This window comes from Tumidithrix helvetica PCC 7403, from assembly GCF_965232925.1.
Classification (GTDB): Bacteria; Cyanobacteriota; Cyanobacteriia; order Pseudanabaenales; family Pseudanabaenaceae; genus Tumidithrix; species Tumidithrix helvetica.
Genome location: NZ_CBDDRA010000002.1, coordinates 350,790 through 367,172, shown reverse-complemented (window position 1 = coordinate 367,172; position 16,383 = coordinate 350,790). Strand labels below are relative to the sequence as shown.

Below are 16,383 nucleotides of genomic sequence, written 5' to 3'. Positions count from 1 at the left end.
GTTTTTGACTGAATTTCTGCTTGTGGGCTTACGCGCGCGTGCTATGGATTGGGAGTTTGTTTGGGCTCTTGATTAGGATTGGTTTTCTTGGCGATCGTGCTTGAGCCATCAAGCTTGATATCAAACACATCATCAAAGTTAACATGAGATAAGTCATCCTCCAATCCTTCAGCAGATGCGTCATGTAACGAGATATTAAAGCTAAAATCAGATTCTTTATAGGTTACGGGAACGGGAGGAGTAGGCGTACCAAAGGTAGGTTCGTCATCAAAATCATCAAATCCAAACGAAGATATGGCTTCGAAGTCCAGATCTTCATCAAAGTTTGCCAGAGATTTCAGCCCATCAAAGGGCGAACTTGGGATGGTGGGTGGAGCCTTGGGGCTGGGAATAGGGACAGAAAAGAATCCAGAAGTATCTCGATCGGAATCACCATTGGGAGCACCTTTAAATGACTGACTTGTATCTGGTTCTGGAATGTGGGTTTCCTGTTCGGCAGATAATTCTATCCCTGTATCAAGGAGATCTGGTTGGGATTCAACCGCATGAGTAGATCCATGACTGACATCGGCTGCCTCTATTCCAAAATCTACATTTCCAAGATCTATATTGAATTCATCACCAGAATTTCCAAGATCTACATTGAATTCATCGTCAGATTGAATGCTTGTAGAGAACACATCCATAGATGTGTCTAACAATTCTTCAGAAGCAATTGGTAAGGTTGTATCTTCCTCTGAATCGCTAGCTAATTCATCAGGATCGGAGGGGAGATCGTCTTTCTCTTCGATCAAATTTGAGCCATCCAGCGTGATTTCAGTTACCTCATCAAAATTAAGATCGAGCAATTCCTTAAATTCATCATCCTTAGGCGTTTCATCTATGGGTTTGTCAAAACTAAAATCAGGATCTAGATAGACAACTGGAATTGGGGCAGTAGGCATACCTAATGTAAAATCAGGAATGTCATCAAGCTCAACGATCGGGATGTCATTGAAATCCAGATCTTCATCAAAGTTGGAAAAGGATCTCAGCCCATCAAAGGATGAAATCGGCGTGGGTGGGGTCTTTGGCGTTGACATGGCAGCAGCAAAGAATCCTGAAGTATCTTGATCTGAATCTCCATAAGGAGTGCCTGTAAATACTTGACTCGTTTCTGAGGCGCGATCGCCATCTAAAGCTTCTGGTTCGGAAATCAATTCATGATTTACTTCAGGGGGCACTTCAGTCTCTGACTGAAATTCTGGCAGATAAAAAGATGCATCGCTCAACTCAGCAGTTACTTCATCTTTAAGCTCCGCGATCGCTTCATCGTCTAAGAAACCGTACGTTGAGTCATCCAGCAATTCTTCAGGATCGGGAGTGAAAAAGACCGCCTCATCTCCATCCTCTGAGCCATAAAGCCCTAAACTTGCGTCCTCTAATTCAGGATCGGGTTGTGGATCGTCATTCTGTGCGATCGGAGTTGAGCCATCCAACGTGATTTCTGTGACCTCATCAAAGTTAAGATCCATCAGATCGTTAAATTCATCGTCACTGGGTGCATCCTCTATGGGGGTGTCGAAACTGAAATCAGGATCGTGATAGGCAACTGGAATAGGGGCAGCAGGTGTGCCAAGCGTAGGTTCGTCAATATCGTCAAACTCAATCGTCGGTATATTGTCCAAATCTAAATCTTCATCAAATTTAGAAAAAGACTTTAGTCCATCAAAAGACGGAATAGGTTCTAAGGTATCTCTATCCGAATCTTCAGATGAACTATCGGCGATCGCTTGGCTTACTTCTGACTCTTCTTGAACCCCATCTATTGCGTCAGTGTCCTCTAATTCTGCGATCTCGGCAACGAATTCAGGAATTGCTTCTGCTTCTAATTCTAATGCGCGATCGGTTTCGATGCTAAGCTCAAAGATCTCGTCAATTTCAGTCTCAGCGTTAACAATTTCTGAACTGAATTCATCGTCTAGTAGAATACTAAAAGGAGAGGATTCGGTTGATGAGGTGTCTAGCAATTCCTCAGGAACAGAAATAGGTAGGTTTTCATTATCCTCATTTTCTTCTACTTCTAAGTCACGAACATCCGAGTCGTGCGTAGAGGAATGCAAGTCTGCGATGATATCTAAATCTTCTAAATTAACGGTTTCAGGAGTGTTTATGTCTGAGCGATCGCTTTGTTCGCTATCCAATCCAGAATCAGGTGAGGGAGCATCGAATTCTGCATCAAGCTGACGAAGAAGAGCCAAAGAGTCAGTTAGTTCCTGCTCAAATGCCTGCCTGTCAACGAAGGGATCGGACACTGTTGCTTCGAGAGGAAGCACTGGGGGAAGAAAATCAGAAGAAGCTGAGAACGCATCACTAATATTATTTTCTTCTTCTAAAACATCATTTTCTAAATCTCCAACAAAAGGATCGGATGGAGTCTCTGCCTCTAAGTCGGGTGTGTCTTCAAGAATCTCAAGATCGAGATCGGAAGAGATTGCAAATATGTTGTCAATGTTAGCGTCAAAAATATCATCCTCAAAATCAGAAGCTGGCTCAAATTGATAGTTTACTTGCCCTTCTTCTAGATCGTTGGCTAGCGTCTCCACGAGCGCTTGAACTTCTAGATCGGGAATCTCCATAGGACTCGCATCACTATCAGAGTCCACATCAGAAGTGTGCGATACTGCTGGAATTAGGCTTACAAACGGATCGCCAAGGGTAAGGCTCAGAGGTTCGCTTGGAACTTCGCCCATAGGATCTTCATCCATGAGATCTTCAACTTGGGTCGCATCTGGAGGAGTCTCGGTCATCTCAAGGTCGAGCATCATGGCATCAAATCTTTCATTGATATCAAGATCGGTCATCGCATCAAGATATGAAGCGTCAATTTCAATATCTTCTAATTCTTCATTGGGAGATATTTCTAGGTTGAAACTTTCTTCCGAGACATTGCCCTCTGAGATGTCAGGCACTGAAACTTTCGATTCTAAACTACTGCTTTCTCGAACAGTAGACTCTAGAGGTTTTAGAACGCTCTCAGGATTAGAAGCCAAAAGATTAGGCTCTACAATGTCGTTTTTTGGGTCGTTTTTGGGCGTGTTTTGGGGAGCTTTAGATCCTGGAACGCGCGACAAGATAATTGGTTTAAGTAGATTAAATCCTCGGAAGTCATCTTCTAAAATGCTTCGTTTGGGAAGATTCTCTTCTGAGATAGGAGGCTCTACCTTCTCTACATTCTCTGTCGGGATATTCTCTATAGTATTCGCCGTTGAGATATTCGCCGTTGGGATCTCTACCAGAGGCTCAATGGCATCGCTGGGAATGATTTCTGAAACAATTTCAGGATCTGACTCTGCTTGAATTTCTAGGTTTGCTACTGGATTTATCTCTGGGCTCACCTCTGCATTTACTTCTGTGTTGACAGGTGTGGAATCCTCGACTAGCTGGCTTTGCAGAAATTCGTTGGAGTCGTATGTATCTGTAATCGCCAGAAGTTCCTCATCGACTTCCAAGTCTGTAATGTCTTGACCCAACGTCAGATTGAGAGCGCTCTCAGAATTGGAGGTTAATTCAAATTGCGGCGTTGTTGTATCACCAGTCACCATAGAGAGCCCCGTAGCGATCGCCGCAGGTACTACGAGTGGCAGTACAGGGGATATCTGCGGTGATGCTTGCACCTCAGTGTCAAGCAAGGAGTTGGCGGAGAATTCTTCACGATCGTCTTGTGTTGCGATCGGAATGTCATCTGGTTCCAGCTCAGGTTCAATCTCAGATTCTGTCTTAGCTTCAGGCTCAATTTTAGACTCAACTTCAGGCTGAGTTTGAGGTTCTTCGGCTTCAAGTTCAGCTTCAGGTTCGGCTCGAAATGCAAGAGGTACAGAAGTGCTGAGGTCACTTGCCCCATTCGCGATCGCCAGCGAATCGCTTTCAGGACTTGCTGGCAAAGTGTCAGGTAAGCGGAAAAAGCGAATTCCCTCTAGCAAATGCTGTGCCAAACTTCCCATCTGTTCGGCTTGTTGTCTAGCACTGCCAGTCAAATCGGCTGTTCGCTGTGCCAGAGTTGCAATCTCACTCATATACTTCGCAGTGGAGTCAGAAGCCAAAGCGATTTCCAAACTTGACTCTGTAACTCTTTGACCGACTTCTACGACCTCTGTAGTTGTAGTCTGGACGCTGTTAAATGCGAGTTGTGACTGCTCAACCCCTGATGTAAACCCTGCAACCAGTCCGCCCAGATTTTGAACTTCAGCATCCACGGCTGACACAACCGACTGAATCTGACTCGTGCGTTGGCGCAAAACCGTCAAACCGTCACTCGTTTGTGTTGCTAGGTCGTTTACCTGTCCTGCGATCGCTTCAAATTCTCTCGCTACACCCGTAAACTGTTTGGGATCTTTTTGCTCGGCGGCGCGGGCAGCTACGAGTGTGGCGTTGATTGCCAGTACCTGGGTTAAGGAGGCGATTTGACTCTGATCTTGAACGAACTGTTCGGCTAAACCGACAAATTCTCCTAGGGTTTTCATGCGTTGCACGATCTGCGCCGAACCTTTTTGCAGCACTGTAATGCCAGCGGTCAGTTGATTAATCGCAACTTGACCTGCTGCCACAGTATTTTGGACATCTTGTAACGCTTGGTTGGCGATTTGAACTTGACTAGCAGAGTTTTGCGCCGATAGTGCCACCTGTTCCGTGAGCGCACGACCTTCTGCGACAGATTGTGCTTGGTTAACTGTATTCTCAGCTACCGTTCTTGCCAGTTTTTCTAAATCTTCGGCTCCACTCGCCACTCTTTGAGCGGTTCCCAAAACGCTAGCAATAATCTCAGAAAGTCTTTCCCGCAAACGATTTAACGTGTCGGCTACCAATCCTGTTGCGCGATCGCTAACTTCAGCTTCGACCGTCAAATCTCCTTCTTCTAGCGAAGATACCACATCTAGTAGGCTTCCGACTTCTCCCTCTAAGATTTCCGATTCTCTTTCCGCAAGTTTGATCACGTTAAGTCGCTCTTGCTCCTTAACTGCTAGGGTAACTTCCCGTTTGATACGTTCTTCGCTATTGGCTATCTGCGCCAGCATATTGTTAAACGAGGCATCTAAGCGATCGATTTCATCCTTGCCCCTAGGTAACAGTAGCTCTCCCCCTTTCTCTTCAGCCAGCTTGTCGCATTCGTTGAGAATAGGTCTCAGCCGTCGATTGAGCGACCAGACAAACCAGATCACAATCAAAATTAAAACGCTTCCTACCCCTACAGTCGTCCCTACTGCGATCGGCAGCACTTGCTCTAAAACGTAGGATTCGGGCAAGACAGCTAATACCCACCATTTAATGTCGCGAATTTGCCGATAAGCATAGTATTTGCCATCGATTTGGATAATTCCAGCCGTTTTTCCTTGTATCTGCGTCCAAATTGCCTTTAATTCAGGAACTGTTAGATAGCTTTCTCGTGCTTTTGCTTTGTTGACATCAGGGGGATAGGAAAGCAAATTTCCAGCTGGACTCAGAACAATAAAGGTGCCAGCATTTCCCAACACGTTACTGCTCACCTTCTGTGTGAGCGTTACAATACTTACATCTGCGCTGGTTACTCCCAGCAATTTTCTGTTGTCAAGTTGCTTGCTATCGCTATAAAAGGGCGCAACGTAAGAAGTAAGCGTCAACCCATTGCTGGCTTCATAGGGCTCCAACCACAGACCTTCTTCGATCGCTGTTGGTTCGCGCCAGTATTTTTTATCTGGGTAGTTGTCTGATTCAAATAGCTCTGAATAGATCGTATCTGCATTCGGCGCCGGTAAACGTTGACCTGTTTTTAAATCAGCTTTAACGCCAGGCAATTCGCGGTAAAAGGATGGGTAGTACCACTTGCGATCTGCGACCAAGGTATTGGGAGCTTGACCAACGCCGAGGGAGATCGCAAAGTCTAAGCGCTTGAAATGCTCGAACACCATCTTTTTATAGATCTCAGGATCCTTGATTCCCATCCCATGAAGTGCTTTAACTGACGCAGCTAAATCGAGTGCCGATTGCCGAGTTGGGCTGAGTTTTCCCTCGATCTCACTGACTTGAAGACTGAGATTTTTTTCAATCTGCCGTTGCGTTGCGCTGGTTAATTCCCGATAGTACAGGTATCCTGAGGTTCCCAAACCGAGGATGGCACTACCCAAAACCAGAACCAATAACGTAGTTCCAATTGTTCCTCTACTACGTTTTTGTTTTGTTGGCGAATGCTCGATCGCTTTCTTGCTCTTTTTGCTTGAAAGCTTAGAAGATTCTGACTGTGAAGGTTGGTTGGTTGTAAGTGCCATAGAGATTGATTGAATCAGGAATATGTGCGTTTACGGAACCTAGAAAGTTCTAAGATTTAGTGTTTTGAATCTAGCCATTCTACGATGGTGTAGCTTGAATGTGCCATCTTTGCGGTTGCCAAATCTGACTTGGAATTTGCGAAATCAGCGACTCGATCTGAATGTAGTCAGGATCGGGAATACTGCCACTAGAACGATCGCTTTTTGAAGAAATCGACTGGGAACTATCCAATTTACGGGAAATCATTTGCTCGTATTGCTCCAAGGTTACACTTCCTACTAATTTGTCAACAACCAGCCCAACTCCCTCGATCGCTTGAGCTAAGTCGGTTAAATGTATAACAGTTAATGTCTCTGGCACAAGAATTTTGGGCTGTCCTAGAGCTTGCCGTAACAGCAACAAAGGAATAACAGCCCCTTGCCTATGTACAATGCCCAACACAGCAGGGTTATAAAAAGGAAGAGCCAAAATTGAAGCGCGATCGATCAACAGTACCTCTCTAACAAAGGCATCAGGAAACACTAAGGTTTGCTCACCCAAACTGGTAAGAACGTAGCGGCTATAGGATAGAAGCAAACCAGATCCTGTGTTCATTTCACTTTCTGTAATATTTCTGTCAGTGTTTCTCGACTTACAGGCTTGGTTAAGTAGGCATTGGCTCCTCGTTTCAATCCGTAATCTACTTCTAGTTTTGTCTTTTTGGTCGAGCAAAGAATTACATACTGCTCGGCAGTTTCCTGATTGGCTCTGAGCGTACGAAGAAACTTGTAGCCATCTTGATCGGGTAACACAATATCTAAAAACACCGCTGAATACTTTTTCTCGGCGATTTTCTCTAGGGCTCCGTTTGTGGTTTCACAGACATCAACCGTATGCCCCAAGTCCTGTAAGAGTGACGCAAGTAGATGCCGTTCTGCTGCACTGTCATCAATGATTAAGAAGTTATCCATTATATCTATCAAACTTGGACTATCTCTACAAAACTAAGGAGTGTATATTTCCTAAGCATTATCATAAGGCACAAATCTAAAAAGGACTCTTTTTGAGTATTCCCCGTTTATTTCCTCAAATTTCCTAGGTTTGTTCTAAAAAATGCTTAAACAGATTCTAAATATTTATAGGTAGCTAGTTAAATAACTATTGTTACCCAGACCGTTTTACCTCTGATTGTTATCTAGCTAGGGTTATGAGCGATACTCCCCTCAGATTCTGAGTTGCTTGCCTGCTTTAAAAAAATTTAGGGGTAACGGCTTTAAGCCCTCCGCTTTACATTAGTTAACTAAATTTAAAAATGGTTGTGAATTAACAAAAATAGGTACAGTTTTGCAGAACTATGGGGCATTAACTCATGATAACGAGGCTATCGTAACTACTCTGCTACTATCCCACACGAATACCCTGACTTTTATATTTAAATTTTATCCTTTTTATATTCTAAATTGATTGACCGATATTATTTGCTAAGGTCAAACTAACTTATCTGTAGATAAAGGGGCAATCTCTCTCAGTAGCGTCCGCAACTCATCGCGAAACTTCTCAGTCTCATCAGAAGTACGGGGCTTTGCAATAAAGCGACAACTTGCCCACCTTGCTCGAAAACTATTGGTCATACTATTCTCGGCAGTTACTAGTACGAGAGGCAGTACGGCTAATTGGGGTTGGCGACGGATTTGCTTAATTAATTCAAATCCGCTGAGACCGGGCATATTAATGTCAATAAAGACAACATCTGGTTCGTAGGCAACGATTAAATCGGTTGCTTGCTCTGAATTATCGGTGAGATTAACTTGATACCCCCAACCGCTCAGTAGTTGTCGAAATTGTCGCAGTAACACAGGCGAGTCATCGACCACAAATATTTTGGGCTCATGGCTCCCTGCGCTAGGTTCTGAAGGTGGGTTTAAGCCACCCATTTCGCCTAATTTCTCGGCAGATTGACGATCTGCAAGCGGCAAAATTGAAACTATTTTCTTTTGAGCCAACTTATCTAGTAATAGTGCTGTACGAAATAGCGGTTGTTTGAAACTATCGGCAATCTCACTAATGCGATGTTGCCCCGTAGTGACTTTGGCAAATAGCGGGAAATTATCATTGCCGACCCTTGCGAGTAAATTTGCAGCGTCTAAAAGTTGAACCTGCTGGTAAGGATGTTTGACACATTGAAACTGCTGCCATTGTTTGGCTTCTCCACTGGCATTACCCTCCAGTAATGCTAACTGCAAAATTGGCAGATCGATCGAAAGGTCGTTTATAGGTTTCCAAACAAATGAAAACTTATCTTCGAGGTGTAAAGCCAGTAGACTTTCTAAAATGATCTCTCGAAGTACTTGCTTTGTGTGATCGGGATATCGTTTATAGACTTGGGTAACAAAGGGAAAACAAAAAGGACGATTTGCTTGTTTTTTCTCCCAGTCTGGTACGCGAGAAAACTGTAACCCTTTACCCGCATATTTTCGTACGAGTGTAGGGATTATCTGCCCCTCTTCTTCGATCAGTACTAAGCCCCCCCCTTTAAGCAAAACCTTCCAACGATGATAGGCAGTTTCAATATGTAAAATACCTACTGAGCGGCTCATCACGCGCATGGCGGCAAGGAGGATATGTAATGTAGCACCTGAAACAACCTGATTGTCAGCTACAGTACTGAGACTATTTCCCAAATTTTGAGGAGTACTTGACATGGCGATCGCATCGGGTTGGCTAAGTACTTCTTCTTGTGAAAGATAGATCATTGCAATTTATCATTGACCGCATCTTAGATATTATCAATCAAATGCCTCTTACTTTGGTTTTATTGGATACAATGCATCGTTTCATTTATCTTATGCAATTTAAATTATTTTTTTAGTTTATAGATTTTGTCCTAACCATCGAATATTTTTAAGCTTTTTATCATTAATATTTCGATTGCTCATCATCAAAAGCCTAAACAACTACAAATTTTTTATAACTTTTATTAGTAGGTTAATTAATTATTAAAATTGACGATTGCAATCCTTTTTTGAGAAACATCTTGCGAACATTTCACTGGTTTTGAATTATAGGCAAGATACTCATAAGACCAGTAGGTTTTATGAATGATTTTCGTTGGTTAGATACAAGCGAACTTAAAAAACTTATACAATTTTTTTGCTTAGCTTTGTTGGACATAGTACAAATTGCCTACAAACACAAATAAGCTCGCCAGAAATACAACAAGAGATTTATAAAAACTATCGGTAGATCGACCTATAGCAATCCTAAATCAATCGTGAGATAGGGTTTGGTGAAATGAACTCTACGAGCATTTTCTGTTCTCACAAATCAGATCGGATTGCTATAGAAGCCGTAGTGAAAATCATGAAGTTGCACCCCTCAAATAATTGGGTCAGTTGGGAGTGGTGCAAGTTCGCGTAATAGTGTCCGCAATTGTTCTCGAAACTCTTGGGTTTCCGCAGAAGTGCGAGGTTTTGCTAAAAAACGACAATGAGCCCACTTTGCTCTAAAATTATTTGCCATGTTGTTTTCAGCAGTAACCAAAACCAGAGGGACTGAAGCTAAACTAGGTTGCCGCCGAATTTGTTTAATCAGGTCAAACCCATTGATTTCTGGCATATTAATGTCCATAAATACAACAGAAGGCTTGAACTCTAAAATTTGCTGTGTGGCAGTAGCAGCCTGATTGACAAGATTAACTTGATAGCCCCAACTTTTTAATAATTCCCCAAATTGCTTAAGCAAGACAGGCGAATCATCGACAACGAGAATGCGGGGTATGGCGATCTCGTCATTCTCTTGAAACGCGCGATCGATAAGTTCTCTTTGGGGTTGCCGAGATTGTAGTGGCAAAATTGCGACCGAACGATTTTCTGCCAGTTTGTCAAGTTTTAGAGCCGTTCGAGAAATGTGCTGCTTAAAGTGATCGGCTATTTCACTGATACGATGTTTACCCTTTGTCACCTTAGCAAACAGGGGAACATGAGCGATCGTATGCTCTTCATCTAAAAGCTGTACAGTTTGGTAAGGATGCCGTACGAAGCTAAATTTTTCCCATTGTTGTACGCCACGGGTTGCGGCATCTTCTAAAACAGAAAATTGCCAAATTGGTAAAGAAATTTGAGTTTGTGCTGGTGCAGGTTGCCAAACAAAAGCGAAATTATTTTCCAAATATAAAGCTAATAAATTTTCGAATAAGATCTCTTTTAATGCTTGACGCACTGATTCAGGATCTTGCTCAAAGATCTGGCTGATCAGTTGATAAAGCTGATAGCTATTGCTTTGTTTTTGGGTTAACTCAACTTGAGCCAAGGCTCTAATTTTTTGGATTTTGAATTTACGCAATAGCGTTGGTAAAAATTCATCCTTCTCTTCAATCATGGCGATACTGCCACCATACATCAGAATTTTCCAACTCAGGTGTGGTGTTTCTACCTTGACAATGCCTGTGGAATTAAGTAAGAGGCGGAGCATTGCCAACAAGCTTTTGAGTGTCATGTTTGTAACAACCTGCCCTGCTGGAACCATACCAACGATGTCAAGTTGACCACCTAGGGTGTTAGATGTAACAGCAGGCTCTTCATAACTGTTAAATGTTGTGGGGATCTGAGACATTGCTGAACTGCGGTAAGGAAGAGCTTGAACAAATTGGAAAAACGTAACTTTTTTAAGATAAAGGGCTAGAAAAATTCTTTATCTCATAGCCTAATGCGTCGTGTGAGACTCGGAGCGCAAGCAATAAGTTGTTATAACTTAATTGCTTGTAATGAGTATGAGAAATATACCAAATTTAACTCCTTGCTGCCCTAAACAATATATATAGCTACACCAAACATCATATTTTGTAGCTATGTTATGTGAAGCTAACTGCTTGTGCGAGTCTGCTTTAGTATAACTGAGGGCAAGTAGAAATCTTGGGCGATCGCTTGGGCTGTATGTCTTCACAAAATTTATCATTACAAGATTTGTCTGTTCTTTGCTTACATGGTCATCCTGGTAGTGGTGCAGCGATGACTGTATTTGTCGAACACCTAAACAATAGAGGGTTAAAAACCTCGGCACCCGATTTGAGAGGCTATGGCAAATCGAAAAATCGTCAATCTTTTTCCATGCAAGTACATGTGGAGGATCTGAGCGACCTCTTAAAAAAGCAGCAAGGAAAATATATTATTTTAGGCTGGTCGCTGGGGGGGATTTTGGCACTCGAGTTAGCCTTGCAAGCATCTCGCTCTGCCACAGACTCCGATCCACTCGCTACGGGTCAACTGGTTGGGCTGATTTTAATTGCTACGGCGGCGCGTCCTCAGAGTAGTTTGCCAAGCGTGACTTGGTGGAAATATGCCAATACGGGTTTGGCTGTCCTAAGTAAGTTAGTTTTTCCCCATTGGCACTGGGTAACTGAGCGAATCGGTAAGCGATCGCTGCTGAAATACTTAATTCAACAACATACGCCCTTTGCCTACGATCGCATTGCCCATGAAGGCGCTAGCGCCTTTCTGCAAACCTCGCGTTCTGCCACGCAAGCCCTTTCGGCTGCCCTCCGTCAAGGCTACGATCGCAGACAAGATCTAGAGCAGATTGTGATTCCCTGTTTGATGTTGGCTGGTGAATGCGATCGCCACATCACCGCTGCCTCAAGTTACGACACTGCTTCACGCTTGCCTAACTGCGAATATATCTGCTATCCCCAGACTGCCCATCTTTTGCCTTGGGAAATTCCCGAGCAGGTTTTGATGGATATCGACCGATGGCTAGACAAGCATTTTGCGCCATAAGTGGGATTAAGGATATTATTTCTGATTTTATTTTTTGGGGATAAGCCCCCAAGTTATAGTTCAGCCCTTAAAGCCCTATGCGAATTCTTATGTTTTTAGCACTACCAAATTCCTGTAAGTATTCCCCACCACTGGACAGAAGCGCTTGGGATTGTTAAGGTGAGCGGTGAGAGTGCCCCTAAACATCTCTCTCCTTGCCCCATAATTTTTTATGATCGACGACTTTAATCTAGCTTTTTCTGTAGATCTGTTAGCTGCCTCACTTTCCCTCGATCGCGGAGATACAGATGCCCTCTTGACACAGTTGGCTCAAAAATTAAAAGGTGCTTTACCCAGAAATACACAAGTCCAGCGCAGTTGGTTTGGCTTGGGGAGCATTCAAACGGTGACGCTTTGCTTTGACGATTATCATTACCAAGTGAGTCGCGAACCATACGGTGCGCTCTCAAATCGGGCGATCAAGGTGGTGCGTGGCGTTAAGATTAAAACCACTGAGCTTACAAGCGCAGATTGGAATCGTCAAGTTGCGGAAGCCCTAGCTCGGTTGGCAGCACAGAGTACGGAAGTTCGCGATGGCTTAAACCAATTTATTGGGGGGTAGACAAATCCTATGGGACTCATCGACAAAATTTGGGTTGCGATCGAGACGCGATCGCGCGAGCAGCCAACTCGCAAACCTCCATCGCGCCCGATCGTAGCCACCCCCCATATCAAGACAGGAAATATATTTGCAATCGCCAAGCATCGACTTGACCAACAAATTCGGATTCGCAAACAAACAGGCAAGCCGTTTTTTACGAGCGACCTCAGCACGAATGAATACCTGCTGGTGCGACAGGTGGGTTTTGACCCGATTGGGTTAGTCATGGGCACGAGTTTTTACCATATCGGGTTTTACCGCAACTTTTGGGGATATCGCAATTACACAGGTGAGGTCGAAGTTTTGACCCAAGCGCAACTTGCGGCGCGGGAACTGGCAATGCAGCGCATGCAGCAAGAAGCCGCCCTCTTGGGCAGTCATGGGGTAATTGGGGTGCGGTTGAAGCAGTCGCGCAAAACTTGGATTCCTGGTGTGATGGAATTTACAGCGATCGGAACGGCGATTCGCAAGCCTGGGTTTCCTGCCGCGCAAAATCCCTTTACGAGCGATTTAAGCGGTCAAGAATTTTGGCAGCTCCACCAAGCGGGATATCATCCTAAAGGGCTGGTGTTTGGCGTTTGTTCCTATTACGTGCATAGCGATCGCGCCACAAGGCAACTCACGAACGCTTCTTTTTGGAATCGCGTTTTTGGGCAGGGACGACAAAATCAAGAGGTGGTGCAATTTACCCAGGGCTTTCAAGATGCTCGCGAATTGGCAATTTTACGATTGACCGAAGATGTCAAGCTCTTGGGTGCGGAAGGAGCCGTCGGCATGCAGATCGAAGCGCAGGAAGAGGTGTTCGTTTATCAACCTAGGTCGCTTTGGGGTTTGCTATTCCAACTCTTTTTCATGGGTTTGTTTCTCTCCTTCTTTATCGCTATATTTTCTGGGAATTCTAAGGCGATCGTTCCCCTGATGAATTCACTGATGAATTTACTTTTTCCGTTACTTAAGTCTGGAGGTGTTTTCGCTATTCCTGTGATTCTCTTCCTGATTTCAACTTTGACAAGCATCCTGAATAGCCTTCTCGGCAATGTTGGTCCCTGCAAAGATCTGCTCGTTCATTTTGTGGCAATCGGTACGGCAATTCAGCCAGATGATGAGATGCCGCAGCAAAACCCGATCGGCAAAACCCTTCTGATTTCCCCCCTGAATAAGCGCTCTTAATCGATCGCGATTGAATCATCGTTCCCAAATTATCTTTAAAACTATCTTTAAGATTCTCTCAAAATTATCGATATGACAAACCAACCACCCAATTCTCCACGTCCTGCGATCGCCTCCGATCTGCCACCCCACGCCCAAGAACGAATGACCAGAATGCAGCAGGGGGGCAAGCAGAGCAATTTGTTTACCAGCGATCTTTCTGTGAATGAGTTTCTCTTGGTTAAAGAGGCTGGGTTTGAGCCTTTGGGTTTGGTGGTGGGCTGCTCCATGTATCACATTGGGTTTCAGTGGGCAGGGATCAACCAAAATATGGAAATGACTACCCTCTCTCAGGCAATGTATCACGCCCGCGAGTTGGCAATGACGCGGATGCAAGAAGAAGCGGAGGCTCTCGGGGCTGACGGCATTGTGGGCGTGCGGCTGACTGCCAAACACATGACTTGGGAACCGAATATGGCGGAGTTTGTAGCGATCGGAACGGCTGTCAAGGCTCGCAACCATGCCATATCTTACCGTACTGTCCAAAACAAACCCTTTACGAGCGACCTGTCTGGACAGGACTTCTGGACATTATTACGAGCGGGCTATCGTCCCTTGGGATTGGTCATGGGCAACTGCGTCTATCATGTCGCCTATCAAGGCTTGGGGCAATGGTTTAGAACGATTGGCAGAAATGTGGAAATGCCTAACTTCACGCAAGCCCTCTATGATGCCCGCGAAATCGCCATGGAACGGATGCAGGATGAAGCCTCTCAACTCCAAGCTGAGGGGATTATTGGGGCAAATATCCAAGAGCATCAATATGCTTGGAGTTCCCATGTGATTGAGTTTTTTGCGATCGGTACCGCAGTCACGCCTACGCGGGACGATCACCAGATTCAGACACCCCAGTTGATGCTTTCGCTCAACGATCCACCCGCATCCATATCTGTAGTTGCGCCTCCTCCTGCGATCGGTCATTAAATTAAGAACTATCTATGTACAACGGACAAATTTTCAGTTTGAGTTTGGGAATTCTCTTGGCTGGGTTGCCTAGTCTTGCAACCACGCAAGTTCCTTTACAGGATTCTAAACAAGAGAATAAACAAGAGAATTTAGGAATTCCAAAATTAGCTCAGGTGCTCGTACCCTTACCCAAACAAGCTATCAATCCCCTCAGCGATCGCTTGGTGGACGATCTGTTTGACTGCGATCGCGCCCAACTTCTCAAAGCGATTGACTATAGCATCCAATACATTCGCACGCCCAAGGCTGCCGATCGCTATCCTGTCGGTGAGATTAGTCGCGATCGTATGGAACGCAGCCTCATCCGATTTCGGCAATTGGTGCAAACTTCGCCCAATGCTGTAGAACTGCAAAAAGCCGTGCTGCAAGAGTTTGACCTGCATAAATCGATTGGACTCGATCGCAAAGGCACAGTACAGTTTACTGGCTATTACGAAGCCGTCTATAAAGCCAGTCGCACCCGCAATGGGGAGTTTCAATATCCCATCTATCGCTTGCCCCCAGATTTTAGCAATTGGGAACGCCCCCATCCCACCCGAGAAATGTTGGAAGGGAGCAAACGTTTAGCAGGCTCGGAAATTGCTTGGCTCAGCGATCGCTTTCAGGCATTTCTGATCCACGTTCAAGGCTCAGCCCGTCTGGTTTTGAATGACGGCTCTTTAATCACCGTGGGCTTTGCGGGGAAAACCGATCGTCCCTATACCTCCGTTGGGGCGGCGATCGTGCGCGATGGCAAAATGCGTCTAGAGGATGTCACTTTGCAGTCCTTAATGGCATATTTCCAAAAGCATCCGCAAGAATTGGTTGGGTATCTCAATCGCAATCAGAGTTTTGTGTTTTTTCGCGAGACCAATGGTAGCCCTGCGATCGGTAGCTTGAACGTACCTGTAACGGCGGAGCGATCGATCGCCACTGATAAATCGATTATGCCTGCGGGTGCGATCGCCCTGATTCGCACGCCACTCCCCTTTTTAAACCCCGTTACTAATACCTATGAATTTCGCCCTGTCAACCGCTTTGTGCTCGATCAAGATACGGGCGGCGCAATTAAGGGAGCAGGACGGGTTGATATTTTTATGGGCACTGGAGAAGTGCCAAAACAACGGGCAGGACTGATCAAATATGACGGTGAGCTATATTATCTCGTACTCAAGAAATGAGAGGCAGGTATTATCTGTCAGCGATCGGTATTTTGAATCTCTGTAGCAGCACCTTCGATCTGAAACCGCCTTCCTGAAAAACCTTTTTGTGGATATCGCAAATAGTCATCCCTCGCATTGAATTCGATATAAATGCTTCCCAATTACTTTTAGTTATCCATAAAGTTCTGATTCTGCATAAATCCTATCGAAATTCCGTTGAGATCGTAGCAAAATCCTTTTAGAGATTGAGATTCCATATAAATTCCATGTGAATTTAGTATAAATTCTTTTGAGATATAACTTCTGTATAACTTCTGTATAACTTCTGTTGGAATTCTATTAAAATCTTTTCAATGGAATTATTCTCTATAAATCTTGGATAAACTTTACTATC

At 44.4% G+C, this 16,383-nt stretch carries 10 protein-coding genes; 5 read left to right on the top strand and 5 right to left on the bottom strand.

The window, feature by feature from the left end; all coding sequences use genetic code 11:
- Positions 1-41: 41 nt before the first annotated feature.
- The 5 genes from ACP2WE_RS03455 to ACP2WE_RS03435 form a co-directional block, all read right to left on the bottom strand.
- Entirely contained in the window at positions 42-6,281 is a 6,240-nt protein-coding gene (locus ACP2WE_RS03455; RefSeq protein WP_425214189.1) for a methyl-accepting chemotaxis protein, read from the bottom strand.
- 79 nt (positions 6,282-6,360) lie between these two features.
- Positions 6,361-6,876, bottom strand: coding sequence for a chemotaxis protein CheW (locus tag ACP2WE_RS03450; RefSeq protein ID WP_425214188.1), 516 nt, complete (start codon positions 6,874-6,876; stop codon positions 6,361-6,363).
- A complete protein-coding gene (locus ACP2WE_RS03445; RefSeq protein WP_425214187.1) occupies positions 6,873-7,232 on the bottom strand; it encodes a response regulator in 360 nt (119 codons plus the stop codon). The genes ACP2WE_RS03450 and ACP2WE_RS03445 overlap by 4 nt, the downstream gene beginning before the upstream one ends.
- Positions 7,233-7,748: 516 nt before the next feature.
- Positions 7,749-9,014 (bottom strand): response regulator, encoded by a 1,266-nt coding sequence (locus ACP2WE_RS03440; protein ID WP_425214186.1) that lies wholly within the window; start codon positions 9,012-9,014, stop codon positions 7,749-7,751.
- 622 nt (positions 9,015-9,636) lie between these two features.
- Positions 9,637-10,872, bottom strand: a complete 1,236-nt coding sequence (locus ACP2WE_RS03435; protein ID WP_425214185.1) for a response regulator — start codon at positions 10,870-10,872, stop codon at positions 9,637-9,639.
- A 320-nt stretch (positions 10,873-11,192) separates the two neighbouring features.
- On the opposite strand from ACP2WE_RS03435, the gene ACP2WE_RS03430 reads away from it, so the two are divergent.
- The 5 genes from ACP2WE_RS03430 to mltA all read left to right on the top strand — a co-directional run bounded on the left by ACP2WE_RS03430 (position 11,193) and on the right by mltA (position 16,007).
- Positions 11,193-12,032, top strand: coding sequence for an alpha/beta fold hydrolase (locus ACP2WE_RS03430; RefSeq protein WP_425214184.1), 840 nt, complete (start codon positions 11,193-11,195; stop codon positions 12,030-12,032).
- Between the two features lie 211 nt (positions 12,033-12,243).
- The gene (locus tag ACP2WE_RS03425; RefSeq protein ID WP_425214183.1) at positions 12,244-12,633 is read left to right on the top strand and encodes a hypothetical protein; all 390 of its coding nucleotides are present in this window, start codon (positions 12,244-12,246) and stop codon (positions 12,631-12,633) included.
- Between the two features lie 9 nt (positions 12,634-12,642).
- Positions 12,643-13,842, top strand: coding sequence for a heavy metal-binding domain-containing protein (locus ACP2WE_RS03420; RefSeq protein ID WP_425214182.1), 1,200 nt, complete (start codon positions 12,643-12,645; stop codon positions 13,840-13,842).
- A gap of 72 nt (positions 13,843-13,914) precedes the next feature.
- Positions 13,915-14,805, top strand: coding sequence for a heavy metal-binding domain-containing protein (locus ACP2WE_RS03415; protein WP_425214181.1), 891 nt, complete (start codon positions 13,915-13,917; stop codon positions 14,803-14,805).
- Between the two features lie 14 nt (positions 14,806-14,819).
- On the top strand, positions 14,820-16,007 hold the full coding sequence (gene mltA, locus ACP2WE_RS03410) for a murein transglycosylase A (protein ID WP_425214180.1): 1,188 nt from the start codon (positions 14,820-14,822) through the stop codon (positions 16,005-16,007).
- The last annotated feature ends 376 nt before the right edge of the window (positions 16,008-16,383 follow it).

Coding starts and splice junctions, on each gene's coding strand:
- ACP2WE_RS03455 (WP_425214189.1), bottom strand. CDS start 6,281: ATGGCACTTACAACCAACCAACCTTCACAGTCAGAATCTTCTAAGCTT.
- ACP2WE_RS03450 (WP_425214188.1), bottom strand. CDS start 6,876: ATGAACACAGGATCTGGTTTGCTTCTATCCTATAGCCGCTACGTTCTT.
- ACP2WE_RS03445 (WP_425214187.1), bottom strand. CDS start 7,232: ATGGATAACTTCTTAATCATTGATGACAGTGCAGCAGAACGGCATCTA.
- ACP2WE_RS03440 (WP_425214186.1), bottom strand. CDS start 9,014: ATGATCTATCTTTCACAAGAAGAAGTACTTAGCCAACCCGATGCGATC.
- ACP2WE_RS03435 (WP_425214185.1), bottom strand. CDS start 10,872: ATGTCTCAGATCCCCACAACATTTAACAGTTATGAAGAGCCTGCTGTT.
- ACP2WE_RS03430 (WP_425214184.1), top strand. CDS start 11,193: ATGTCTTCACAAAATTTATCATTACAAGATTTGTCTGTTCTTTGCTTA.
- ACP2WE_RS03425 (WP_425214183.1), top strand. CDS start 12,244: ATGATCGACGACTTTAATCTAGCTTTTTCTGTAGATCTGTTAGCTGCC.
- ACP2WE_RS03420 (WP_425214182.1), top strand. CDS start 12,643: ATGGGACTCATCGACAAAATTTGGGTTGCGATCGAGACGCGATCGCGC.
- ACP2WE_RS03415 (WP_425214181.1), top strand. CDS start 13,915: ATGACAAACCAACCACCCAATTCTCCACGTCCTGCGATCGCCTCCGAT.
- mltA (WP_425214180.1), top strand. CDS start 14,820: ATGTACAACGGACAAATTTTCAGTTTGAGTTTGGGAATTCTCTTGGCT.